Raw genomic sequence first — 25,343 nt, 5'->3', positions numbered from 1 at the left:
TGGTTTCATAATGGACTCGCTTATTAACAAAAGTTTAATAACTTAATGTGGCGTACTTAAAATATTTTTGTATGTTAAGGCAATGTTAATACAAAAGTCTATGGTTGGTCTAAAAAGCAATTGTAGAAAAAATTAAACTTCTATAAATTTCGCCTCAGCAAGTGAGGAGATGAAAACAAAGTTATCGAACAAATATCTTTGCGTTCTGCTTACTGCACGTTGGAAATGAGATGTCTGGCGCAAAAAATAAATGGTCTAAATCCATCTGGATGTTGCTGCCTAAATTTCGGTAATTTATAAAGTTATTAAGGAAATTAAATCATGAAAAAAAATATTATTGCTGCTGCTTTCGCTGCGACTGCTGCTCTGACCATGTCTAATGCATTCGCTTCTGCTGGTACCGTTAATTTCACCGGCGAAATCATCGATGCAGCGTGCACCGTTGATGCGGGTTCTGTAAACCAGACTGTTGATCTGGGCCGTTACAGCAAATCTGAATTTACCGCTGCTGGTGATAAAACCGCTGCGACTAAATTCTCAATCGTTCTGACCAACTGCCCGGCAACCGTAACTGGCGCAACCATCAAGTTTGACGGTTCTGCAGACCCAGCAAACTCCAACCTGCTGGCTGTAACCGGTGGCGCAACGGGCGTTGCTATTAACCTGATGACGGCTGACAGCCAGGACCTGCCGCTGGCGGGCGTTAACAGCCACGTATACAGCCTGGCTGAAACTGTACCAAACACGCTGGATTTCTTTGCTCAGTACGAAGCAACGTCTGCAACTGTGGGCGTAGGTCCAGCAAACGGTGTAGCTAACTTCTCCGTTAGCTACCAGTAATCTTCCTGACCGGAAAAATATATGAGGGCCGGTATACGGCCCTTTTTTATCGAGGTGTAAAATGAATTTTCTTAGCAAAACTTTAATTGCCTGCGCAGTGATTTCAGCAAGCGTATCCGCCGCCAATGCGGGTGTTATTATTGGCGGAACGCGTGTCGTCTATGATGGCAATAAAAAAGAAGCTTCCATTGATGTTAACAACCCGGATAAGACGCCGTACCTTATTCAGTCATGGGTTGAGACATTAAATGGTGGCGCTGAGAAAGCTCCTTTTATTATTACCCCTCCGTTGTATCGACTCGATGGCGGTCAGCAAAACATTGAGCGTGTCGTGGTGACTGGCAACTTGCCGCAGGATAAGGAAAGTCTCTACTGGCTGAATATTAAAGCGATACCGTCAGCGCCCAAAAAAGATAATACGCTGCAAATAGCGATTAAAACGCGCATTAAGCTGATATACCGTCCTGCAGGCTTAAAGTCTCAGCAGCCGCAGGAGTTGAGTCATCAGTTAACCTGGCGTCGAAATGGTAATCAACTTCAGGTTACCAACCCAACCAGCTATGTCATTAACTTTAATGAAATCAGTCTGGGCGGTAAAAAAATTGAAAATGTTTCGTATGTACTTCCTGGGGAATCAATGAATTTCACGCTACCTGCTGGCGCTAACTCAACCTCTGTTAATTATAAAGTCATTAATGATTATGGAGCGGTGAGTGACGTGCAAAGCGCAAGCTTGTGAAAATAATTGGTTTTGGAATGTCGTTTCCAAGGTGACGTGAATGATGATAGTAAGGGAATATAATAATTTTAAACCTGCGCGATTGGCTTTACTGATTGCATTTGCCCTTGCTGGCTCAATGCAGAATGCCATGGCGCGTGATTACTTCAACCCGGACCTGGTTGAGCTCGATAATCCGCAAAATGGAGGTAAAGCCGATCTCGCTGCGTTTGAAGCGGGCTCGCAGGCGCCGGGAACTTATCACGTCGATGTGATGCTGGATAACGAACTTGTTGATACGCGCGATATCGAATTCAAAACCTCTGGTGCTCCCAATGATGAGGGGAAATTAGAACCTTGTCTGACCGTGGAGCAGCTTAAAGAGTGGGGCGTAAAAACCGAGCTTTTTCCGGCGCTTGCGGTGAACAACGAACGTTGTGCAAACCTGCACGCGATACCTTCCGGATCCACTGAATTCCAGTTTGGCGCACAGCGTCTGCTCGTCAGCATCCCGCAGGCGGCCATTTCTCGTCAGGCCCGTGGATACGTTCCACCAGAACAGTGGGATGAAGGAATCACGGCTGTGCTGCTCAACTACAGCCTGAGTGGCGCCAACAACCGCTCGCGCAACGGGAGCAGTGATACCAGCAACACGCAGTACGCTAATTTGCGTCCGGGAATCAACATTGGGCCATGGCGTCTGCGCAATTACACGACCTGGTCACGGGATGAAGATGGCAAGGACAAATGGGACAGCGTTTATACCTACGCTCAGCGCGCGATCGTTCCGTTAAAAGCGCAGATGACCCTCGGGGACAGCACTGCGCCTGCCGATGTCTTTGACAGTATGCCGTTCCGCGGTGCGCAGCTGGCCTCCGATGATGACATGCAGCCTGACTCCCTCAAAGGGTACGCACCCGTCGTGCGCGGTATCGCGCGTACCAATGCGCAGGTCATTGTCCGTCAGAATGGGTATGAGATTTACCAGACCTACGTTGCGCCTGGCGCCTTCGAGATCACGGATATGTATCCGACCGGGGGGGCAGGCGATCTGCAGGTAACAATTAAAGAGGCTGACGGTAGCATTCAACAATTCACCGTCCCTTATGCCTCACTGCCAGTACTGCAGCGAGAAGGGCGATTTAAGTACGCCGTCACGGGTGGGCAATATCGTTCCTATAACGGTAGCGTAGACAAGACACCGTTTGCGCAAATTACGGGCATCTATGGCTTGCCGTATGGCTTAACGGCGTACGGCGGTGGTCAAACGTCGAGCCACTACCAGTCGATCGCTGTCGGTATGGGCAAGAATATGGGTGACCTCGGCGCATTTTCTGTCGATGTCATCCAGGCATGGTCTAGCCCGCAAAATCTGCCGAGCGATAGCGGCCAGTCCTGGCGCGCGCGCTACAGTAAAAACTTTGTCGAAACAGGCACTAACTTTGCTATTGCAGGCTACCGCTATTCGACCAAAGGCTTTTACGGTATGCAGGAAGTGCTTGATTCCTATGGCGATACGGGTGTGATGCAGAACCGGCGTCGCAACCGTATGGAGCTGACTATGAACCAGTCTCTGGGTGGGTCATTAGGCTCGATTATGGCCAGCGCCGTTCGCGAAGATTACTGGAACTCCGGGCGAGCGATGGAGTCCTGGAGTCTGGGGTATAACAATTTCTGGAACGGCATCAGCTACGGTTTGACGTATACCTCAACGCGTAACGGGACGCCTGGTACATACGGTAACCCTACGAGCTATGACAAAGATCGGATGGTGGCATTTAACATCAGCGTGCCGCTGGATAAATTCCTGCCGCAGACGTGGGCAAACTACAGCGTCAATAACAGTAAAAATAGCGGAACGACCCATACGGTTGGCATCAACGGGACCGCGCTGGAAAACAATGCCCTGAACTGGAACGTTCAGCAGGGCTATGGCAGCGATAATGTCGGATACAGCGGCAACGTAAACGGTGATTACAAGGGTACCTATGGTGAGGTGACGGCAGGGTACAGCTACGACCAGAACAATGAGCGTCTGAACTACGGAATCCAGGGCGGGGTCATTGCGCATGCTGACGGCGTGACGTTATCGCAACCGCTGGGTGAAACGAACGTCCTGGTTAAAGTGCCTGGGGCGAAAGGTCTGACAGTGCGAAACCAAACGGGCGCGAAAACGGACTATCGGGGATATACAACGGTAAATAACGTCAACGTCTACCGTAAAAACGATATCGTAATCGACCCAGAAAGTATGTCCGATGATGTAGAACTGGATCTCACGACCCGGACCGTTGTGCCGACTCGCGGAGCTATTGTTCGCGCTGAATATACTGCCAACGTTGGTCAGCGTGCATTGTTTACGTTATTGCGCGGTAACGGACAGCCCATTCCCTTTGGGGCGATTGTCAGCGTGGGTGGTATTAAAAATAGCGGCTTTATTGTCGGCGATAATGGGCAGGTTTATCTCACAGGCTTAGGCGAGAAGGTCGACCTTATCGCGCAGTGGGGTGAGGGCAGTGATAAACAGTGTAAAGCCTCATATGTTTTAAAACAGCCTGATGTTAAAAATAACATTGCGGTAGTTAATGCTGTATGCCGATAGGAATAAATATGAAAATACTTAATTATATTTTAATGGCTGTTTTGTCATTAATTTCTGTGGCAAGTTATGCAGCAGGATGTACCAATAACATAGCGGTGCAGAATTTTAATTTGAATTTCAGCGGCATAACGGTGCAGCGCGATGTGCCCGCAGGTACCGTAGTCGCGACTCAGACAGGAATATATCAAATCAATATTACCTGTCCAGATAGTAATAACACTTATCATGAGGTTATGTATAATACTTCTCTTGGAAGTAGTCTCTATGATATCGGTGTTCCTGGATATGGCGTGCGGCTTTCTGAAAACGATTCTGGAGGAGGTTTTCACCATTACTTCCCTCTTGATTTTGCATTGGGGACTTATGGCGCAACATATATGTATAAAGCCGAAATTGTCAGGGCAAGCGGTACTGCAGTTTCTGGAACTATTCGAACTGGAAAATTTGCCGATCTATCTATGTTAAATCAATTTTATATAGCAAATTGGTACATTAGTGGTGGGGCTATTACAACGCTGGCCTGTAGTCTTTCTTCGGGTTCACTTAATTTTCCGATAGGTAATATCCCCGCGACAAGCTTTGGTTCAACAGTGGGTACAACGCCAGCTAATGCTCAGGTTACCCAGACTCTCGGCTTGACCTGCGATCCTGGCGCAAATATCAACATTTCTTTGAGTGGACAGCAAAACCCTGATGTGGCCAATACCAGCGTTTTGGCTTTATCGGGCCAAGGTGGTCCGGGAGTCGCGAAGGGAGTGGGGGTGCAAATATTATATGGTGGCACACCTCTCAATCTTAATAATACCGTTTTCCTTAAGCAATCTGGCGGTGGGTTGGAATCATTTCCTATCGTAGCCCGTTATTATCAAACAAAGACCGCAGTGAGTCCAGGTACGGCGAATGCAACCGCAACATTAAATATTACTTATCAATAGGAGGGTAAATCATGAATTTTAAACTTATGACTATTGCGGCGATGGTATCTTTTTCATCCATGGCGGCTGATACGGTAAATATTAACGTTACGGGTACTATTGTTGCTTCCCCTTGCGTAATCAATGGAGGAAGTGCCAACCTGAACGTGGATTTAGGTTCTGCTATTCAGGCCTCAGCGCTTTCCAGCGCGGGATCCACCTCTTCACCCGTTTCATTTACGATACCGATTACTGCCTGCCCTGTCGGAACGAGTAGCGTTCTGGTGTCATTTAGCGGTACACCGGATCCTGTTGCCGGAACTAGCTATTATGTCAGCACTGGCACTGCGACTAACGTAGCTGTGGGATTGTACCAGGCAAGCAATGGCAATCTGTTGGGGAACGGGAGTTCTGTGACCCAAACGGTTCAAAGCGATCGCACCGCGTCGTTAGCCCTGCAGGCTAAAGCTTATTCTGCAGCGGGTAGCGTCATGCCGGGAACCATTAATTCCGTTATTGTTGCCACCATGCAGTATAACTGATTAATTATGATAAAAGCTGAACACCCGCTTATAAGCGGGTGCCAGAGGTGTGCTATGTTTATAAAAAAGTATTCGATCGTATTGGTTTTTTTAACCTTACCGCTAATGGGTATAGCGGACTCCAATATTAATATTTCCGGCCAGGTTATTGCCAGCCCGTGTGTCGTTGACACGGGCACCGTTTCTAAAGTGGTCAATCTGGGGGAAGAAACCAAGCAGAATCTCATAAATGCCGGTGACGGTGCCGTCTGGTCTGATTTTGATCTGCTGGTGCAAAACTGTCCTGCTGGCACCAGCAGCGTAACGGCCAAATTTACCGGTAATGCAGATACGCAAGATCCCACGGCATGGAAAAACAGCGGGACCAGCAACAATGTGGCATTACGTATTGCCAGCAGGGATCATGCGACAGCATATAGCGTGAACAGCACAATGCAGGTGAATGTCGACAGCAGCACGCGCAGTTCGACATTCCCGTTGTCAGCGAGAATGTTTACGCCACAAGGAAATTCCACTGCCGGAACATTCCAGGCAGTAATGAATGTAGATTTTACTTATCAGTAACGGCTGAAATATCTTTTTTAAAATAATAAGTTTGAGACATCCATGTTGATTAATTCCTTGCTTGAGCATGCTATATGCGGTGTTCGGTTCCAGCCTATCTATTCTTCACAGGAAAAGAAGATAAAGGCTTGGGAGATGCTAAGTACCTTACGTCAGGGAATTGATTGCGAAACGTTTTTTGAAAAGATATCTTTAAATGCAAGCTCTCGTTTGCTGCGCTGGCAGTTGCGTATAATTCCTCTGTGTGAAGAGGATGGTGACTATTTTATTAACGTCCCCGCAAGGTTATTATGCCAATCAGAATTGGTCAGTGAAATATTGCCCAGCCTGCGTTCTGGTATCGTTATTGAGGTACAAGATCCGTGCAATTTTATTTTGCTAGCAAATGAAGAGCGAGAGAGTTTTGATATAATGCATCAGAGAATAAAAAAAACAGGTGCAAAGATATGGTTGGATGATGTTAGAAGTGAGCATTTAGCGCCGCTGGGTGAACGTATTTGCATATTTGATGGTGTTAAAGTAGATAAAAAGAGCTTGTGGGAAAACAGATCGACTCCCCGGGCCTTACAATCAATGATAGCCTACTGCGCTATGATGGTAGATCAGGTGCTTATTGAAGGCATCGAAAATAACGAACTGTTTTCTTTGGCTCAGAATACTGGATGCAATTTAATGCAGGGATTTCTTTGGCCTGAAAAAAAGTTGAGTGTCGATTATGTCTCGGTCTGATAAATGATAAATGTTTTAATTAAAGAAGATGATTTTTTATATCACCATAGCCTCAGGTCATTTGTTGAAGATTTTTTTAACAATGAATGTACAAAAAAAGTCAATTTTCTCAATGGCTATGATGTGGAGAATATTTCTCGGGCGGGAATAATCGTTTATGCGTTCAGCAAGGGCGAACATTATACCTGTTTTCCGGAATTAAAATGCGCGCGTAAATGCGTCATAATTGGTATTACCGAAGCGGAAGAGCCATCGTCATCGTTTTTACCGCTCTGCATTCAGCAGACCTTTTTTGTGTCGCGCTCAGCGTCACTCTATCTGTTGAAGAGGGTATTGCGCCAGGCCTGGAGTGCATACAGTGCGCCTGTTATCCCTGTCCTTTCAAAAGCCTGTTTAAGCTGTAAGCATAAAACGTTATCACAGCGTGAGCTCAATATTATGGCCGGCCTTTTCAAGGGGGAATCCGTCAAAAACATAGCAAGGGAGATGATGCTCACGCCAAAGACGATCTATGCCCATAAGTATGCGGTTATGCATAAGTTTAACCTGAGCAGTGAGCATGAGTTGCTGGAGTTCCTGAACCGCTTGCTTGAAAAGCGCTGTAACCCCAATTTGTTTCGTGATGCATTAGATCTGTTTCATTAGGGAATTACCCGGCCAAAAAGATGATCATTCTGGTGCCGGGTAAACCTGATGCTATTTACGCTGTTCCTCAGACGTTCGCCGCGCTCATCAGCCGCGACTTCATGGACTGATACGCCGACGCCGCATAGTCCTCCGCCCAGCGCTGATCCTCAATCGCCTCCAGCTGCACCGCGCAGTACTTCGTTTCCGGGGTTTTCGAGATGGGGTCGAGATTATCCTGCGTCAGCTCGTTGCAGGCCCCGATCCACCATTGATAGGTCATATAAACCGCCCCGGCGTTGATGCGCTCGCTAATGCTGGCGCGGGTGATCACTTTACCCCGGCGCGAACGTACCCAGACCAGTTGACCGTCGCTAATACCTAGTCTGTCCGCATCGGCAGGATTCACCTGCACTCGTCCCGGCTCATCGGCGAGGCTTTGCAGCGCGGCACAGTTACCCGTCATCGAGCGGCAGGAGTAGTGCCCAACTTCGCGTACCGTGCAGAGTACCAGCGGATAATCATCATCGGGCGTCTCGGCCGGCGCGCGCCACGGTGCGGCAAAGAGCTGCCCTTTACCGCTCGGGGTATCGAACTGATTATCTTTGTAGAGGTACGGCGTGCCGGGGTGATCGAGCGTCGGGCACGGCCACTGCACGTGGCCCATCTCGCCCATTTTTTCATACGTCACGCCGTAGAAGAGAGGGCACAGCTCGCGCATTTCATCCCAGATCTGCTGGTTATCGTCGTAATGCATCGGATAGCCCATCTCGGTGGCGAGCAGGCTGATGATCTCCCAGTCGCGCTTCACGTTGCCTTTGGCCTCAATAGCCTGGCCAAAACGCTGGAAACCCCGGTCGGCGCAGGTAAAAACGCCGCCGTGTTCGCCCCATGAGGTGGCAGGGAGCAGAACGTCCGCCACTTCCGCCGTTTTGGTCATAAAGATGTCCTGAACCACCACGAAGTCAAGCGCCTCGAAACCGCTGCGGACCAGGCCGAGATCGGCTTCCGTCTGCAGCGGATCTTCCCCCATGATGTAATAGGCTTTGACCTTGCCTTCCAGCGCAAGGTGCGGCACCTCGGTAATGCGCGTTCCGACGCGATCGTCCATGTTATTCACGTCGATCCCCCAGGCATCGGCGAACTTCTGCCGGACAGCCGGATCGGTCACATCCTGATAGCCGGGGAACATATTCGGCAGAACGCCCATATCGCAGGCGCCCTGAACATTGTTTTGCCCGCGCACGGGACCGACACCGACGGCAGGGCGGCCGAGGTTGCCGGTCAGCAGTGCCAGGCTGGAAAGCCCTTTGACGACATCGACGGCCTGGCCAAACTGAGTCACGCCCATTCCCCACATTACGGTGGCGGAAGGGGCCGCCGCGAAGGTGCGCATTGCCTGACGAACGTCGCGGGCGGGGATGCCGGTGAGGTGTTCTACGCGCTCTGGGGCATACTCTTTCACCGTCTGCCGATAGGCCTCAAGTCCTTCGGTAAACCGCGCGACGTAGTTCTTGTCGTACAGCTCTTCTTCCAGAAGCACATAGCCAAAGGCGTTCACCAGCGCCATGTTGCTACCGTTCTTCAATTGCAGATGCTGATCGGCAATGCGCGCCGTTTCGATGCGGCGCGGGTCGCAGACGATGATTTTCGCGCCGTTTTCACGGGCTTTTAGCACGCGCCGGGCGACGATAGGGTGGGAGTCTGCGCAGTTATAGCCAAATACCAGCAGGCATTTGGAGTGTTCAATATCGTTGATAGAGTTGCTCATTGCACCGTTGCCGAGGGTCTCCTGAAGTCCGGCGACGGAAGGACCGTGACAAACGCGCGCGCAGCAGTCGACGTTGTTGGTGTGCAGCACCGCGCGGGCAAATTTTTGCATCACGTAGTTGGTTTCATTCCCGGTGCCGCGGGAGGACCCGGTGGTCATAATCGAACGCGGGCCGAACTGGGCTTTTATGCTGCTGAGCTTCCGGGCGGTATAGCGGATAGCCTCTTCCCAGGTCACCGGGGTGAATGCTTCGCCTTTGCGGTAGCGGATCATGGGCTGGGTGAGACGAGGGGTGAGAAGACGGGTATCGTTGAGGAAGTCCCAGCCGTAAAATCCTTTCAGACATAAGGTGCCCTGGTTTGTGGCCCCCTCTGCCGCTTCGGCACGGATGATACGGTTATTTTCAACGACAAGGTTCAATTTACAGCCTGCTCCGCAGTACGGGCAGACGCTGGCGATCTTTTTCATCAATAACAGACCTGTTAAGAAATGAAGCAAAATGACTGGTAAGCCCAGTCCCGTAACAGGGAGTAAGCAGAAACCATGCCATCTTTATAATGCTTCTTTACAGGGGGTTATGAAGAGAGGGGGGTGTCATCGTCAGCCTGTTCGACAATTCTGACGATGACACGATCGCTGAATGACAGGGCGTTTAAACGTCATCCATGGTGTAGCCCACAACGATTTCAAGCGTCTTGCGAATTACATCCGCCTGCACAACGTCTCTGGTCGCTTCCAGCGTCTGAATGAGCCACAGGATGATCGCTTTATTGGAAATATGACCTTCAGAGGCCAGAACACAGCGTACTGCAGTAGAAAAAATAGCGGACTCTTCAGCAAAACGATCGCCTGCGTGACGGAAATATTCCGCCAGCGCACTGTCTAAAAAAGCAGAGTGGTATTCGGGTTGAAGCTGAATATTTTGTCTCATTTGTTCTCACCGTAGCTGTTAAAATGCAGTCAATGTATTTTTTTGGGATCGGACGGCTTTCCTTTTCCAAACAACGACACAACATTGCCTCTGTTATCATTGAGAGGTCCCTCTCTGCTTATTCGTCCTTGCGCGGTTCTGCGACGTTTTAATCCGAGGCTTTTTGATCCGATATCGGCAATCGCCTTCGCCAGTGTCTCCCGCCGCCGGGGATTCTTTTCATGTGTTTTCATCTGCCGCAGACGCTGAACCAGAGCTTCAGTTGTAACGGGGCCACGCTCTCTCAAAAGAGAAAGAACGGCTTCGCCAATCAGCTGATCGGTCAGTTTGTCTGCGTCACTGCGGTTCATCACGTTATCGTTCGAAGAGCAAACCAAGCAGCATATGGTAATGCTGTTCCTCTTCGGGGCCCTCAGCCCTTTCAAGGCGACTTAACAGTTTGGTACAGAGCGATTTGCGATTGAGATTTCGCCCGTCGCTAAGGATCTCAACAACGACCTGACCCAGCGTTTCCTGTTGGGTGGGAAGCGTGGCTTTTTCGAAGTACTGTGCGATCGCTGCTGCGGAATCTGCGACGTAACCTTTCTGCTGCATGTTTCGCTCCTGTAAAATTTTGTAATCAGTAACGTTACATTTAAGGTATACACTTTTTCTAAATCTGTACATTGAAAATGTACAATTTTTTAATAAAATCAGGATATATTTTATAAATGCTCTATTTTTCAATTGCTTGTTCGTTGCTCATGAAACGGTAATGCTACAGAATATATTGTACAAAACGCACGGCCGCTGTTAAGTTGTACAACACTTGTGAGAGTGCCATTAACGGGCGTAAATGATTGAGATGTAAATTATTTGTGAGGCAATTAATGTGCTATAAGAGAAGTCTCTCCACATGTTTTTGTGGTCAAAACCCTTAACCCCCAGGAATCGCATGCTTACAACCATCATTTACCGCAGTCATATCTGCGAGGACGTTCCAGTGAAAGCACTGGAAGCTATGGTCGCTGCTGCAAATAATAAAAACCGGCAAGCCAACGTCACGGGGATCTTGCTGTTTAACGGCACACATTTTTTTCAGTTGCTTGAGGGGCCAGTGGAGCATGTTTCTGCTATTTATGAGGAGATCTGCAACGACCCGCGACACCATAACGTAGTCGAGCTGATGCGCGATCACGGGCCTGTTCGGCGTTTTGGCAAGGTGGGCATGGAGCTTTTTGATTTGCGCCAGTTCGACAGGAATGAGGTGCTGCAACAGGTGCTGAACAAGGGAACAACACGCTATCAGCTGACTTACAATGACCGTCCGCTGCAGTTTTTCCGTACCTTTGTCGAGGCCACAGAAAAAGCGAACTATTTTGAACTGCCGCCTGCGGATTCCTGGGAGTTCGTTCGCGAAGAAACACGCTTGTCAGCGCAACCCGAGGTGGTCGCGAAAGGAGCGGATTGCAGCTTCGCGTTCCAGCCGATAGTCGATCCGTTTATGCAGCAGGTCGTCTCCTGGGAGGCGCTTCTCCGCACGCCTGACGGCGGCGCTCCGGGGATCTACTTCGCCAATCTGCCGCGTGACGACGTGTATACCTCTGATTTGCACAGCAAGCAGGTAGCACTCTCAATGGCCAGTGCACTCGGGTTGCAGAACCAGACGTTATCCCTCAACCTGCTGCCTATGACGCTGGTTAACATTCCTAATGCCGTTGATTTCTTGCTCACCGCAATTGAAGCAAACGGTTTTGTCCCTGAGCAAATTGTGGTGGAATTCACCGAGAGCGAAGCCATTTCCCGTTTTGATGAATTCACGGATTCGGTCAGACAGCTAAAAAGTGCAGGCATCAGCGTGACGATCGATCACTTTGGTGCCGGCTTTGCGGGACTACAGCTACTGGCCCAATTCCAGCCCGACAGAATTAAGATTAATCGCGATCTCGTCGCGAACGTGCATAAAAGTGGCCCTCGACAGGCCATCATTCAGGCGATTATCAAATGCTGTTCCTCGCTTGAAATTCAGTTCTGCGCGGTCGGCGTGGAGAAGGCAGAAGAGTGGATGTGGCTGGAATCTGCGGGCATTTCCCAGTTCCAGGGCCATCTGTTTGCAAGCCCCCGGCATGGCGGAATTCCGGCGATTGCATGGCCGGAGAAGAAATTCGATTTTTGATAAAGCTGTACAAAATTCGGCAGACTTAGCTGTACGAGAAGCAAACTTTAGACAACAATGTATTAACAGGTGAAGGGAGAACGACCCCTTTCACCTGAGCAAAATGCGGTCTTAGTTATACAAATGGTTTGTACAATCTGATAAGGTTGGTGTAGTTAGGTATGGAAGTTCTGAGCGTGAGGGAGTTAATGGCCTATTACAGTATCGGCGAAGTGGCCGAACGATGCGGTATCAACCCCGTTACGCTGCGTGCCTGGCAGCGACGTTATGGATTGTTGAAGCCGCAGCGCAGCGAAGGGGGTCATCGTCAGTTTGACGATGAAGATATCCTGCGTATTGAAGAGATCAAACGCCTGATGAAAAGCGGCGTTTCGGTCGGAAAAGTAAAAGCCTTGCTGGAAAATAAAGAAGTCCTGACTCAGGGTAACTGGGTCTCGTTCCAGGAAGAGATGATGACCGTTCTGCGTTATGCCAGCCCGGCAAAGCTGCGCGCCAAAATCGGTGAGTTCCGCCGGGATCACGCCATGGATGCGCTGATTGATAACATCATTTCCCCCGTCCGCCAGCGAATGAATCAGGATCAAAATACTGTACGCCACATGGCGAGCATGCTTGACGGCGTCCTGATTGAATTCGCGGTTCTAAGCCTGGCGGAGTCGCGCAAGAAAGCGGGTAAAGATGCGTTGCTTATCGGCTGGGAATGCGATGACCGTACCCATCTTTGGCTTGAAGCCGCGCGGCTGGCGCAGCAAGGTTGGCACATTGACGTGCTGGCGGACCCGATTGATTCTCCGCGTCCTGAACTTTTCCCGGGGCAAAAAATCTTCGTCTGGACGGGAAAAACGCTTACACCGCGTCAGCAGGAACAGCTGGATCACTGGCGTGAGCAGGGTTTTAGCGTTTCATTTCACCAATAATAATCAGAGGCCTTGAGGGCCTTTTATTGTTTTAGACACTCCCAGAACAAAAGCTATCTCAAAAATAGGCATTTCCGATACATATTTTACTTTTCCTCTCTTCGCTGTTTTCTACAACAGATAATCCATTAATTTTCAAAGTATTGAACAATTAAATCCATCCCGCCCGCATCTTCTGACAGGGTCTATGCTTAATAAAAGTAGACAAAAAGGGCGGTTTAGCCGAATGCCCCTGCTGACAGAGGGTTGAAGTGATAATCGTTATCACTAACATGGTGTTATGCCCTGATGGCTAATCAGATGAGGTGGACCTATGGAACTGCATTCAGAAACCTTCAATCCTGCCGATTTTGCCTGGCGTGGATTAACGCTCACGCCTGCGGCGGCGGCGCATATCCACGAGCTGGTGGCAAAAAATCCCGACATTCTCGGCGTGCGCTTAGGCGTTAAGCAGACCGGCTGCGCGGGCTTTGGCTACGTGCTGGATACCGTCACCGCACCGGAAAAAGATGACCTGGTGTTTGAAACCGACGGCGCAAAGCTGTACGTCGCGCTGCAGGCTATGCCGTTTATCGATGGAACCGAAGTGGATTACGTGCGAGAAGGTTTAAACCAGTTATTCAAATTTCATAACCCGAAAGCCCAGAACGAATGCGGCTGCGGCGAAAGCTTTGGGGTATAGGCGGTACTATGTCTCGTAATACTGAAGCAACGAGTGATGTAAACACCTGGAGCGGCGGACACCTCAACTATAAAGAGGGTTTTTTCACGCAGCTGCAGACCGACGAGCTGGCGAAAGGCATTAATGAAGATGTGGTGCGCGCCATTTCGGCCAAACGTAACGAGCCCGAGTGGATGCTCGAATTTCGCCTGAGCGCATTCCGCGCCTGGCTGGAGATGGAAGAGCCGCACTGGCTGAAAGCCCACTACGACAAGCTGAACTATCAGGATTACAGCTACTACTCCGCGCCCTCCTGCGGCAGCTGTGACGATACCTGCGCCTCGCAGCCCGGCGCGGTCCAGCAGACCGGTGCCGAGAACAGCTTCCTGAGCAAAGAGGTTGAAGAGGCGTTTAACCAGCTGGGCGTGCCCGTGCGCGAGGGGAGAGAGGTGGCGGTGGACGCCATTTTCGACTCCGTCTCGGTGGCGACCACCTACCGTGAAAAGCTGGCCGAGCAGGGGATCATTTTCTGCTCCTTTGGCGAAGCCATTCATGACCATCCCGATCTGGTGAAAAAGTACATCGGCACCGTGGTACCGAGCAACGATAACTTCTTCGCCGCGCTGAACGCCGCGGTAGCCTCTGACGGCACCTTTATCTACGTGCCGAAAGGCGTGCGCTGCCCGATGGAGCTCTCCACCTATTTCCGCATCAACGCCGAAAAAACCGGACAGTTCGAACGCACCATTCTGGTAGCGGACGAAGGCAGCTACGTCAGCTATATCGAAGGGTGCTCCGCCCCGGTGCGCGACAGCTACCAGCTGCACGCGGCGGTGGTTGAGGTCATCATTCACAAAGACGCCGAGGTGAAATACTCCACGGTGCAGAACTGGTTCCCCGGCGACGGCAATACCGGCGGTATCCTGAACTTCGTCACCAAGCGTGCGCTGTGCGAAGGCGAAAACAGCAAAATGTCCTGGACGCAGTCGGAAACCGGCTCCGCTATTACCTGGAAATACCCGAGTTGTATTCTGCGCGGGGATAACTCCATCGGTGAGTTTTACTCGGTGGCGCTGACCAGCGGGCATCAGCAGGCCGATACCGGCACCAAGATGATCCACATTGGGAAAAACACCAAATCGACGATTATCTCGAAGGGGATCTCCGCCGGGCATAGCCAGAACAGCTATCGCGGGCTGGTGAAAATCATGCCGACGGCCACCAACGCGCGTAACTTCACCCAGTGTGATTCTATGCTGATCGGTGCCGACTGCGGGGCGCATACCTTCCCGTACGTGGAGTGTCGGAACAACACGGCTCAGCTGGAGCACGAGGCGACCACGTCGCGCATTGGGGAAGATCAGCTCTTCTACTGCCTGCAGCGCGGCATCAGCGAAGAAGATGCCATTTCGATGATTGTGAACGGCTTCTGTAAGGACGTGTTCTCTGAACTGCCGCTGGAATTCGCCGTTGAAGCACAAAAACTCCTCGCCATTAGTCTTGAACACAGCGTCGGTTAAGGAAAGCACATGTTAAGCATTAAAGATTTACAGGTTAGCGTGGAAGAGAAAGCGATCCTGCGCGGTCTCAATTTTGACGTCAAGCCGGGTGAAGTTCACGCCATCATGGGGCCAAACGGCTCCGGGAAAAGTACGCTTTCAGCGACGCTGGCGGGACGCGAAGATTACGAAGTGACAGGCGGCTCGGTCGAATTTAACGGCAAAGATCTTCTGGAGATGTCGCCGGAAGACCGCGCGGGTGAGGGCATTTTTATGGCCTTCCAGTACCCGGTTGAAATTCCGGGCGTCAGCAACCAGTTTTTCCTCCAGACGGCGCTGAATGCGGTGCGCAAGTATCGCGGCCAGGAGGCGCTGGATCGCTTCGACTTCCAGGATCTAATGGAAGAGAAGATCAAACTGCTAAAAATGCCGGAAGACCTGCTGACCCGCTCGGTCAACGTCGGCTTTTCCGGCGGCGAGAAAAAGCGTAACGATATCCTGCAGATGGCGGTGCTGGAGCCCGAGCTGTGCATTCTGGATGAGACCGACTCCGGTCTGGATATCGACGCCCTGAAGATTGTCGCCGACGGGGTGAATTCCCTGCGCGACGGCAAGCGCTCGTTCATTATTGTCACCCACTACCAGCGCATTCTGGACTACATCAAGCCGGACTACGTCCACGTGCTTTACCAGGGACGTATTGTGAAATCCGGTGATTTTACGCTGGTTAAACAACTGGAGGAGCAGGGATATGGCTGGCTTACCGAACAGCAGTAATGCGCTCCAGCAGTGGCACCGGCTGTTTGAGGAGCAGGGTAATACGCGCTCCGAGCAGGCGCAGCAGCACCTGCAGCAGATGCTGCGCCTCGGCCTGCCGACGCGGAAGCATGAGAACTGGAAATACACCCCACTCGACGGCCTGCTGAACGGCGAGTTTGTGACGCGTCTGGCGGAGATTGATCCGGCCCGGCGCGACGCTCTGGCGCTGACGGTGGATGCGGTGCGTCTGGTCTTTGTCGATGGCGTCTGGCGTCCAGAACTGAGTGATGACGCCCGGGATAGCGGGTTCGATATCGTCATTAACGACGACCGCCAGAGCCTGAGCGCCCCGGTTCAGCCGGAAGTTTTCCTCCACCTGACCGAGAGCCTGGCCCGCAGCGTGACGCATATTCAGGTCAAGCGTAACCAGCGTCCGGCAAAACCGCTGCTGCTGATGCACATCACACAGGGCGTGGAGGGCGATGAGATCAACACCGCGCACTATCGCCATCACCTTGAGCTGGCGGAGGGGGCGGAGGCCACGGTAATCGAACATTACGTCAGCCTCAACGAGACCCGCCACTTTACTGGGTCGCGGCTGACGATGAACGTTGCCGCCAATGCGCAGCTTCACCACATCAAGCTGGCGTTTGAGAATCCGCAGAGCCACCATTTTGCCCATAACGATCTTCTGCTGGGCCAGGATGCCGCGGCGTACAGCCACAGCTTCCTGCTCGGCGGCGCGGTGCTGCGCCACAACACCAGTACGCAGCTTAACGGTGAGAACACTACGCTGCGCATCAACAGCCTGGCGATGCCGGTGAAGGCAGAAGTGTGCGACACGCGCACCTGGCTTGAGCACAACAAAGGCTACTGCAACAGCCGCCAGCTGCACAAAACCATCGTCAGCGATAAAGGGCGGGCGGTGTTTAACGGCCTGATTAACGTGGCCCAGCACGCCATCAAAACCGACGGGCAGATGACCAACAACAATCTGCTGCTGGGGCGCCTGGCGGAAGTGGACACCAAGCCGCAGCTGGAGATCTACGCCGACGACGTAAAATGCAGTCACGGCGCGACGGTCGGTCGGATCGACGACGAGCAGATGTTCTACCTGCGCTCGCGCGGCATCGACCAGCAGGCGGCGCAGAAAATGATCATCTACGCCTTTGCGGCGGAGCTTACGGAAGCGCTGCACGATGGCGTATTGAAGCAGCAGGTGCTGGCCCGCATTGGTCAGCGTCTGCCCGGAGGCGAAGCATGAGTTTTCCCGTAGAGAAAGTGCGGGCCGATTTCCCGGTTCTGACCCGTGAAGTGAACGGCCTGCCGCTGGCCTATCTCGACAGCGCGGCCAGCGCGCAGAAGCCGAATCAGGTGGTGGATGCGGAAGCCGAGTTCTACCGCCACGGCTACGCCGCCGTGCATCGCGGTATTCATACCCTGAGCGCCGAGGCGACCCAGCGCATGGAAAACGTGCGCACGCAAATTGCAGCCTTCCTCAATGCACGCCTGCCGGAAGAGCTGGTATTTGTGCGCGGCACAACCGAGGGGATTAACCTCGTCGCCAACAGCTGGGGCAACGCCCAGGTGCGCGCGGGGGATAACATCATCATCACCCAGATGGAGCACCATGCCAATATTGTGCCGTGGCAGATGCTCTGCGAGCGTGTCGGCGCGCAGCTGCGGGTCGTTCCGTTGAACGACGACGGCACGCTGCAGCTGGAGCAGCTTGACGCCCTGCTGGACGATAAAACGCGGCTGGTGGCGGTCACCCAGGTCTCTAACGTGCTGGGCACCGAAAACCCGGTGACAGAGATTATCGCAAAAGCCCATCAGGCCGGCGCGAAGGTGCTGATTGACGGCGCGCAGGCGGTGATGCACCACGCGGTGGACGTACAGGCGCTGGACTGTGATTTCTACGTATTCTCCGGGCATAAGCTCTATGGCCCGACCGGGATTGGCGTGCTGTATGTGAAAGAGGACATCCTGCAGGCGATGCCGCCGTGGGAAGGGGGCGGATCGATGATCGCCACCGTCAGCCTGACGGAAGGGACGACCTACGCCCGCGCGCCCTGGCGTTTCGAGGCGGGCACCCCCAACACCGGCGGGATTATCGGCCTGGGGGCGGCGGTGTCATACGTCTCCGCAATCGGCCTCGACGCCATCCAGGAATACGAACAGCTGCTGATGCACTACGCGCTGCAGGAGCTTGCCAGCGTGCCGGACCTTACCCTGTATGGCCCGGCTGACCGACAGGGCGTGATTGCCTTTAACCTGGGGAAACACCACGCCTATGACGTGGGCAGCTTCCTCGATAATTACGGCGTGGCCGTCCGTACCGGGCACCACTGCGCCATGCCGCTGATGGCGTTTTACCAGGTGCCGGCAATGTGCCGCGCATCGCTGGTGATGTATAACACAATGGAAGAGGTCGACAGGCTGGTGGCGGGGCTTAAGCGCATTCACCAGCTGCTGGGCTAAGAAGAGGCAAAAGATGGCAGAACTGCCGGACAGAGACAAATTGCTGCGCAACTTTGGACGCTGTGCAAACTGGGAAGAGAAGTACCTTTATATCATCGAGCTGGGGCAGCGTCTGCCGCCGCTCGGAGAAGAGGCGCATAACCCGGAAAACATTATTCAGGGCTGCCAGAGCCAGGTGTGGATTGTGATGGAGCAGTCTGACGACGGCACTATCGCCCTGCACGGCGACAGCGATGCGGCCATTGTAAAAGGGCTGATTGCGGTCGTCTTTATTCTTTACCACCGGATGTCGGCGCAGGATATCGTCGCGTTCGATGTCCGCCCGTGGTTTGAAAAAATGGCCCTGACCCAACACCTCACCCCGTCCCGCTCTCAGGGGCTGGAAGCGATGATTCGCGCCATTCGCGCCAAAGCTGCAATCCTTAGCTAGACTTACAGAACAGCATTCATTCTGTTTCGCGAGGTGGTTCCCGCCTCGCTGGTTTTTCAGCTTTCTGGCATCCTGCCAGTGAATAAGGAATCTCAGCATGAAGCGCGCGTCTCTAATAACTCTATTACTCCTCAGTTCGCTCGGTACGTTTAATTCGGCCCGCGCGATGGACTATCCGTTGCCGCCCGCAGGTAGCCGTCTGATTGGGCAAAATCAAACCTACACGATACAGGAAGGAGATAATAAGCTTCAGACTATCGCCCGTCGGTTTAATACGGCGGCGCAGGTGATCCTTGAAACGAACAATACCATTGCGCCAGTAAACCCGGCACCGGGTACCGTTATCACCATCCCGTCGCAGATGTTGCTGCCGGATACCCCGCGCGAAGGCATTGTGGTTAACCTGGCCGAGCTTCGGCTCTACTACTTCCCGCCGGGAGAAAATATTGTCCAGGTATTCCCGCTCGGCATCGGACAGTTGGGGCTGGAAACGCCGGTGAGCACCACCCGCGTCAGCCAAAAAATCCCTAATCCAACCTGGACGCCAACGGCGGGCATCAGAGCGCGTTCCCTGGCCCAGGGAATTAAATTGCCACCCGTCGTCCCGGCGGGGCCAAATAACCCGCTGGGGCGCTATGCGCTGCGTCTGGGAATTGGTAATGGGGAATATCTTATTCACGGCACCAGCGCGCCGGACAGCGTAGGTCTGCGCGTCAGTTCCGGCTGTATGCGAATGAACGCCCCGGATATTAAAGCCCTGTTTGAACAGGTGCGGGTCGGCACGCGGGTACAGATCATCAACGAGCCGGTGAAATTCTCGGTTGAGCCGGACGGTAAACGTTATATTGAGGTCCACCGTCCGCTGGCGCAGGTGGAGGGCGAGAACCCGCAGATTTCGCCCATTACCCACTCGGCAGACTTTGCCACCTTTGTTTCTCAGGCCGGAAGCGATAAGGCGTTAATTGATAAAGCCCTGGCGCGCCGTGCCGGGATCCCGGTTGTCGTATCCGCGGGTAGTGGCCCTTCGGCCAGCAATAGCGTGTTGTCAGTGCAGAACAGCCGGGTGTCTGCTGCGGTAGCAGAAGAGGAAGGGGAAAAGGTAACGCAGTAGCAGTTTGACGCAGGCAAAAAAAATGGCGCACAATGTGCGCCATTTTATTAACAGGTACTATTACTTACGGTATTTAGTAGCCTGGTTGTCCAGACGCTGGTTAGCGCGAGCTGCGTCGTCTTTAGCAGCCTGAACGTCGGAACGCATTGCGTTCACGTCGTTGCTCAGCTGGTCAACTTTTGCGTTCAGAGTCTGAACGTCAGAAGACAGCTGATCGATTTTAGCGTTGCTGGAGCAACCAGCCAGCAGAGTAGAACCCAGGATTACCGCGCCCAGTACCAGTTTAGTACGATTCATTATTAATACCCTCTAGATTGAGTTAATCTCCATGTAGCGTTACAAGTATTACACAAACTTTTTTGGGTTGAGAATATTTTTTTGATGGGAATACGCCTATTTTTGATCGTTCGCTCAAAGAAGCATCGAATCAGTGCGTTTTGAGTAAAAAGCTATGTAAAAAAAGGCATTTTTCATCGGATTCATCTTAGATAAATCGCATTTAAATAGAAAAACCCGATTTGCTTTTTGAATGAATTTGGCTAATGCCGGGAATAAAAAAAGCGCCCATTGGGCGCTTTTTATCAAATTTAATTCGTTCGTGAATTATTACAGCACGTGAACGGAGGCAGTATTGGTTGTTCCGCTTGGTACCAGAGCACCAGAAACCATTACAACCACGTCGCCCTTCTGCGCCAGACCGCTTTCCAGAGCCATTGCTTTACCCTGAATGTAGAAATCGTCAGTCGAGGCGATCTCTTTGACCAGGTGCGCAACCACGCCTTTGCTCAGCACCAGCTGACGTGCGGTGGTTTCGTTGGTGGTCAGGGCCAGGATGGTGGCATCCGGGAAGTATTTACGCACTGCGCGCGCAGATTTACCGCCCTGGGTCGCAACAACAATCAGTGGCGCTTCCAGTTTCTCAGCGGTTTCTACCGCACCGCGGCATACTGCTTCAGTGATGCGCAGCTTGCGGCTGTCGTTGTTGAAGTCCAGACGGCTGGTCATCACGCGGTCAGTACGTTCGCAGATGGTCGCCATGATGCCGACCGCTTCCAGAGGGTATTTCCCTTTCGCGGATTCACCGGACAGCATTACTGCATCGGTACCGTCGAGGATGGCGTTCGCCACGTCGCCTGCTTCAGCGCGGGTAGGGCGTGGGTTTTTGATCATGGAGTCCAGCATCTGCGTGGCGGTGATAACCACTTTACGCGCGCGAACACATTTCTCGATCATCATCTTCTGCGCGAAGATCACTTCTTCAACCGGGATTTCAACGCCCAGGTCGCCACGAGCAACCATGATGCCGTCAGACGCTTCGAGGATTTCGTCGAAGTTGTTCAGGCCTTCCTGGTTTTCGATTTTGGAGATGATCTGGATCTTCTCGCCGCCGTGGGCTTTCAGGTGCTCACGAATTTCAACCACGTCGGAACGCTTACGGATGAAGGACGCCGCAACGAAATCAACGCCTTGTTCGCAGCCGAAGATCAGGTCCTGTTTGTCTTTCTCCGCCAGTGCTGGCAGCGCGATAGAAACGCCCGGCAGGTTAACGCCTTTGTTTTCGCCCAGGTCGCCGTTGTTCAGCACTTTACAGATAACCTTGTTACCTTCGATAGCGGTGACTTCCATACCGATCAGACCATCGTCGACCAGCACGGTGTTACCCACGGACAGATCGCTGGTGAAGCCTTCATAGGTGACCGCAACGATTTCGCTGTTACCAATAACGGATTTGTCGGTAGTGAAGGTGAAGGTCTGGCCCGCTTTCAGAGAGACGTCGTTACCGCCTTCCAGTTTGATGGTACGGATTTCCGGACCTTTGGTGTCGAGCAGGATCGCCGCTTTTTTACCGGTCTTGCTCATCACGTTGCGCAAGTTCTGGATACGCTGACCGTGTTCTGCGTAGTCACCGTGGGAAAAGTTCAGACGCATCACGTTCATGCCGGCGTCCAGCATTTTGCTCAGCATCTCTTCGGATTCGGTTTTCGGGCCGATAGTACAAACAATTTTCGTCTTTTTCATGACAGTCTTAGTCTTTAAGTTGGGAAGGATATGGAAATCTCGCTCCGGGGGCGCACCGCCGCGGAGTCAAACCTGTGTTGCAAAAGAGTATATGACACGCACTAAGGATAGGAGACATCAAATGAGCGTGCAGAAGAAAGTGTGCCTGAGTGACAGCCCAACGAAGGAGAGGAGAAGTTGTACGTTGTTTTTTGTATTCCAAGCGCTGAAACCATTCACTAGGGATTTGGCGCGCATTATACGCTAATTTTAAGATAAAAGGAAAATGGAAACGGTGTTTCAGAATTAATCAATGCCGTTTCACATAATATTGTTATCAAGGCGTTAAGCCATGATGACAACTTTTGGCGGCAGGTGAGCGACCTGCCGCCGTTTGCTTATTTTTGCAGCGCCTGGCTGAGGTCGGCAATCAGGTCTTTTGGATCTTCAATGCCTACCGAGAGGCGGATCAGCTGCGGCACAATACCGTTTGCCAGCCGTTGCTCCAGCGGAATCGAGGCGTGCGTCATGCTGTAAGGCTGGCTCACAAGGCTCTCCACCCCGCCCAGGCTTTCCGCGAGGGTGAACAGCTTCAGGTTGCGAATCACCTCGGTGGCGCGTTGCGCATCGCCTTTTACCACGACGGAAATCATGCCACCGGGCAGCGCCATCTGCGTGCGGGCTAGTTGGTACTGCGGATGTGATTCCAGGCCGGGATAGAATACCTTTTCGACCAGAGGATGCTGCGCCAGCCATTGCGCAATCTCCAGCGCGTTGCTGCTGTGCTTTTCTACCCTCAGCGCAAGCGTGCGGATACCGCGCAGGGTCAGGAAGCTGCTGAACGGATCCAGGACACCACCGACCGCATTTTGCAGATAGCCAAGCTGGTCCGCCAGCGCCGGATTATCTCCCACCACTGCCAGCCCAGCCACCACGTCAGAGTGGCCGTTAAGGTATTTGGTGGCGGAGTGCACCACGATATCGAAACCGGACTCCAGCGGACGGTGGATCACCGGCGATGCGAACGTGTTATCCGCCACGCTGATGACGTTATGACGACGGGCGATCGCCGCAATGGCCGCCAGATCCGCCAGCTTCAGCAGCGGGTTGGTCGGCGTTTCGACCCACACCATGCGGGTCTCCGGGCGAATGGCGGCCTCAAGCCCGGCCAGGTCGTCCGGCTTAACCCAGCTGACCTGCAGGCCGGTGCTGCGTTTGCGCACGTTTTCAATCAGGCGGTACGTCCCGCCGTAAACGTCATCAATGGCGACGATATGGCTGTCTTTATCCAGCAGCTCGAGCACCGTGGAGATGGCCGCCAGACCGGAAGCAAAGGCGTAGCCGCGCGTGCCGCCTTCCAGTTCGGCGATGGCGGTTTCCAGCGCATGGCGCGTTGGGTTGCCGCTGCGGGAATACTCATAGCCGGTATGCTCGCCCGGTGACGGTTGCGCAAACGTCGACGTGGCGTAAATCGGCGGCATGACGGCGCCGTGCGGGTCGTTGAATGCGCCGCTGTGGACGCTCAGGGTTGCCAGGTTTTTCATCGTTTAATCCTTTATTGCTGTAGACGATTGCGCCACGCGGTCAGGACGTCGCTGCGCGTAATCAGACCGAGAAAACGGTCATTGTCGTTAATGACGGCCACCAGACCGCGGTCGAAGATGGCGTGCAGGGCACTCTCCGTGGCACGTTTATCGAGAAATTCCACCTGACGGGTCATGGCCGCCGTGACCGGCAGGGCAAAGCGGTCGCCGTCGCCGCCGATATGCCGCAGCAGATCCCACTCGTCGATAATGCCCACCACCTTGCCGTTCTCCAGGACCGGCAACTGAGAGATGTCATACAGACGCATGCGTGCCAGTACGGTGGAAAGCGTATCGTCCGGCGCGGCGGTGACGGTAGCGCCTTCATCATGGCGCAGGGCAATGTAGTCAGAGAGGTCGCCCGCCTGAGGGCGCGTGATAAGCCCCTGCTGGCGCATCCAGTCGTCGTTAAACATCTTCGAGAGATACTTATTGCCGCTGTCACAGGCAAAGGTCACCACGCGCTTCGGCGTGGTCTGCGCCTGGCAATACTTCAGCGCCGCCGCCAGCAGCGTGCCGCTGGAGGAGCCCGCCAGAATGCCTTCCGTCTTCAGCAGCTCGCGCGCGGTGGCGAAGGCTTCGCGGTCGGAGATGCGCCAGGCGCGATTCACCCCTTCGATGTGGGCCAGCGGGGGAATAAAGTCTTCGCCAATGCCCTCCACCAGCCAGGAGCCCGCGTCGTGGTAGCGTCCGGTTTCCACCTGGTCAGCGAGAACGGATCCGGCCGGGTCAGCCAGGACAAACTCCGTGTGCGGAGAGTGCTCGGCGAACCACGCCTGCAGGCCACCGAGCGTACCACCTGAGCCGACGCCGACGACGATGGCGTCAATCTTGCCGTCAAGCTGTTCATAGAGTTCCGGTGCCGTGGTGGTGCGGTGCGCCAGCGGGTTGGCCACGTTATTAAACTGGTCGATGTAAAACGCGCCGGGCAGCTCGTTGGCCAGACGCCGGGCGTAATCCTGGTAATAGGCGGGGTGGCCCTTATTCACGTCCGAGCGGGTCAGCACCACCTGAGCACCCAGCGCGCGCAGGTGGAAAATCTTTTCGCGGCTCATTTTGTCGGGCACTACGAGGATCAGCGAGTAGCCTTTCTGGGCGGCGATCAGCGCCAGGCCGAGGCCGGTATTGCCCGCCGTGGCCTCAATAATCGTGCCGCCCGGCTGCAGCTGGCCGGTACGTTCCGCTTCGTTAATCATCGACAGCGCAACGCGGTCTTTAATCGAGCCGCCGGGGTTCTGGTTTTCCAGCTTCAGAAACAGCGAGCAGGGACCGGTATCAAGCTTATGCAGCTGGATCAGCGGCGTGCGGCCAATCAGTTCGGTGACGGAGTGGTAAATCGTCATGATGTTTTCCTTTCGGGATGTCATGACGGGATGATAGGGCGGTGAAATTTTCTCAATAAAGAACCATTCACTGCCGTTTAGAACGGAAAGGAATATAAATACCGTTTTTGGATGTCAGGACAGCAAGACGTAAAGTTGTCTGGATGTGAGGATGGCTATATCGGCATAAAA

The 25,343-nt window shown here is 53.0% G+C and carries 25 protein-coding genes; 17 read left to right on the top strand and 8 right to left on the bottom strand.

Going from position 1 to position 25,343, the window contains the following annotated elements:
* The first annotated feature begins 321 nt into the window (after positions 1–321).
* The 8 genes from IM273_RS06040 (at position 322) to IM273_RS06005 (ending at position 7,554) form a co-directional block, all read left to right on the top strand.
* The gene (locus tag IM273_RS06040) at positions 322–840 is read left to right on the top strand and encodes a fimbrial protein (RefSeq protein ID WP_100170423.1); all 519 of its coding nucleotides are present in this window, start codon (positions 322–324) and stop codon (positions 838–840) included.
* A gap of 61 nt (positions 841–901) precedes the next feature.
* On the top strand, positions 902–1,579 hold the full coding sequence (locus IM273_RS06035; RefSeq protein WP_028012853.1) for a molecular chaperone: 678 nt from the start codon (positions 902–904) through the stop codon (positions 1,577–1,579).
* A gap of 40 nt (positions 1,580–1,619) precedes the next feature.
* A complete protein-coding gene (locus IM273_RS06030) occupies positions 1,620–4,160 on the top strand; it encodes a fimbria/pilus outer membrane usher protein (protein WP_226841079.1) in 2,541 nt (846 codons plus the stop codon).
* Positions 4,161–4,168: 8 nt separating this feature from the next.
* Complete coding sequence (locus tag IM273_RS06025; RefSeq protein WP_193055537.1) at positions 4,169–5,095, top strand: fimbrial protein; 927 nt, start codon at positions 4,169–4,171, stop codon at positions 5,093–5,095.
* 11 nt (positions 5,096–5,106) lie between these two features.
* On the top strand, positions 5,107–5,616 hold the full coding sequence (locus IM273_RS06020) for a fimbrial protein (protein WP_094945156.1): 510 nt from the start codon (positions 5,107–5,109) through the stop codon (positions 5,614–5,616).
* A gap of 54 nt (positions 5,617–5,670) precedes the next feature.
* Positions 5,671–6,180, top strand: a complete 510-nt coding sequence (locus IM273_RS06015) for a fimbrial protein (RefSeq protein WP_193051634.1) — start codon at positions 5,671–5,673, stop codon at positions 6,178–6,180.
* Between the two features lie 42 nt (positions 6,181–6,222).
* Entirely contained in the window at positions 6,223–6,909 is a 687-nt protein-coding gene (locus tag IM273_RS06010) for an EAL domain-containing protein (protein ID WP_193051635.1), read from the top strand.
* A gap of 3 nt (positions 6,910–6,912) precedes the next feature.
* On the top strand, positions 6,913–7,554 hold the full coding sequence (locus IM273_RS06005; RefSeq protein ID WP_193051636.1) for a LuxR C-terminal-related transcriptional regulator: 642 nt from the start codon (positions 6,913–6,915) through the stop codon (positions 7,552–7,554).
* A 67-nt stretch (positions 7,555–7,621) separates the two neighbouring features.
* Here IM273_RS06005 and fdhF read toward each other — a convergent pair whose 3' ends face one another.
* The 4 genes from fdhF to ycgZ all read right to left on the bottom strand — a co-directional run bounded on the left by fdhF (position 7,622) and on the right by ycgZ (position 10,829).
* Positions 7,622–9,772, bottom strand: a complete 2,151-nt coding sequence (gene fdhF / locus IM273_RS06000) for a formate dehydrogenase subunit alpha (protein WP_193051637.1) — start codon at positions 9,770–9,772, stop codon at positions 7,622–7,624.
* Between the two features lie 184 nt (positions 9,773–9,956).
* Positions 9,957–10,235 carry a biofilm development regulator YmgB/AriR family protein gene (locus tag IM273_RS05995; RefSeq protein ID WP_047368383.1) on the bottom strand — a complete coding sequence of 93 codons (279 nt, stop codon included), beginning with the start codon at positions 10,233–10,235 and terminating at the stop codon, positions 9,957–9,959.
* A gap of 29 nt (positions 10,236–10,264) precedes the next feature.
* Positions 10,265–10,585, bottom strand: coding sequence for a hypothetical protein (locus tag IM273_RS05990; RefSeq protein ID WP_028012860.1), 321 nt, complete (start codon positions 10,583–10,585; stop codon positions 10,265–10,267).
* Positions 10,586–10,589: 4 nt separating this feature from the next.
* Positions 10,590–10,829: a regulatory protein YcgZ gene (gene ycgZ / locus IM273_RS05985; RefSeq protein ID WP_028012861.1), complete on the bottom strand. Its 240-nt coding sequence runs from the start codon at positions 10,827–10,829 to the stop codon at positions 10,590–10,592.
* Between the two features lie 340 nt (positions 10,830–11,169).
* Here ycgZ and IM273_RS05980 point away from each other — a divergent pair, with 340 nt between their 5' ends.
* The 9 genes from IM273_RS05980 (at position 11,170) to IM273_RS05940 (ending at position 20,248) form a co-directional block, all read left to right on the top strand.
* Positions 11,170–12,390, top strand: a complete 1,221-nt coding sequence (locus tag IM273_RS05980; RefSeq protein WP_048956257.1) for a diguanylate phosphodiesterase — start codon at positions 11,170–11,172, stop codon at positions 12,388–12,390.
* Positions 12,391–12,578: 188 nt separating this feature from the next.
* Complete coding sequence (locus IM273_RS05975; protein ID WP_048956258.1) at positions 12,579–13,307, top strand: MerR family transcriptional regulator; 729 nt, start codon at positions 12,579–12,581, stop codon at positions 13,305–13,307.
* A gap of 313 nt (positions 13,308–13,620) precedes the next feature.
* On the top strand, positions 13,621–13,989 hold the full coding sequence (gene sufA, locus IM273_RS05970; RefSeq protein WP_041910386.1) for a Fe-S cluster assembly scaffold SufA: 369 nt from the start codon (positions 13,621–13,623) through the stop codon (positions 13,987–13,989).
* Positions 13,990–13,997: 8 nt separating this feature from the next.
* Positions 13,998–15,488 (top strand): Fe-S cluster assembly protein SufB, encoded by a 1,491-nt coding sequence (sufB, locus tag IM273_RS05965; RefSeq protein WP_028012865.1) that lies wholly within the window; start codon positions 13,998–14,000, stop codon positions 15,486–15,488.
* A 9-nt stretch (positions 15,489–15,497) separates the two neighbouring features.
* Complete coding sequence (sufC, locus tag IM273_RS05960) at positions 15,498–16,244, top strand: Fe-S cluster assembly ATPase SufC (protein WP_041910384.1); 747 nt, start codon at positions 15,498–15,500, stop codon at positions 16,242–16,244.
* On the top strand, positions 16,219–17,490 hold the full coding sequence (sufD, locus tag IM273_RS05955; RefSeq protein WP_041910382.1) for a Fe-S cluster assembly protein SufD: 1,272 nt from the start codon (positions 16,219–16,221) through the stop codon (positions 17,488–17,490). The genes sufC and sufD overlap by 26 nt, the downstream gene beginning before the upstream one ends.
* A complete protein-coding gene (sufS, locus tag IM273_RS05950) occupies positions 17,487–18,707 on the top strand; it encodes a cysteine desulfurase SufS (protein ID WP_028012868.1) in 1,221 nt (406 codons plus the stop codon). Before sufD ends, sufS begins: the two co-directional genes overlap by 4 nt.
* Positions 18,708–18,720: 13 nt before the next feature.
* Positions 18,721–19,137 carry a cysteine desulfuration protein SufE gene (sufE, locus tag IM273_RS05945; protein ID WP_028012869.1) on the top strand — a complete coding sequence of 139 codons (417 nt, stop codon included), beginning with the start codon at positions 18,721–18,723 and terminating at the stop codon, positions 19,135–19,137.
* Between the two features lie 97 nt (positions 19,138–19,234).
* Positions 19,235–20,248: a L,D-transpeptidase family protein gene (locus tag IM273_RS05940; protein WP_028012870.1), complete on the top strand. Its 1,014-nt coding sequence runs from the start codon at positions 19,235–19,237 to the stop codon at positions 20,246–20,248.
* Between the two features lie 60 nt (positions 20,249–20,308).
* Here the strand turns inward: IM273_RS05940 and lpp are convergent, their stop codons facing one another.
* From lpp to IM273_RS05920, 4 genes are all read right to left on the bottom strand, one after another.
* The gene (gene lpp, locus IM273_RS05935) at positions 20,309–20,545 is read right to left on the bottom strand and encodes a murein lipoprotein Lpp (RefSeq protein ID WP_001082307.1); all 237 of its coding nucleotides are present in this window, start codon (positions 20,543–20,545) and stop codon (positions 20,309–20,311) included.
* 309 nt (positions 20,546–20,854) lie between these two features.
* Complete coding sequence (pykF, locus tag IM273_RS05930; RefSeq protein ID WP_049000817.1) at positions 20,855–22,267, bottom strand: pyruvate kinase PykF; 1,413 nt, start codon at positions 22,265–22,267, stop codon at positions 20,855–20,857.
* A gap of 377 nt (positions 22,268–22,644) precedes the next feature.
* Positions 22,645–23,790, bottom strand: coding sequence for a PLP-dependent aspartate aminotransferase family protein (locus IM273_RS05925; protein ID WP_049000819.1), 1,146 nt, complete (start codon positions 23,788–23,790; stop codon positions 22,645–22,647).
* Positions 23,791–23,801: 11 nt separating this feature from the next.
* A complete protein-coding gene (locus IM273_RS05920; protein ID WP_192970961.1) occupies positions 23,802–25,172 on the bottom strand; it encodes a cystathionine beta-synthase in 1,371 nt (456 codons plus the stop codon).
* Positions 25,173–25,343 lie beyond the last annotated feature (171 nt).

It is taken from the genome of Enterobacter cloacae complex sp. P13B, from assembly GCF_014895915.1.
GTDB lineage: Bacteria > Pseudomonadota > Gammaproteobacteria > Enterobacterales > Enterobacteriaceae > Enterobacter > Enterobacter bugandensis.
Note: the sequence above shows the minus strand (reverse complement) of the source record. Positions and strands in the feature narration are given on the sequence as shown.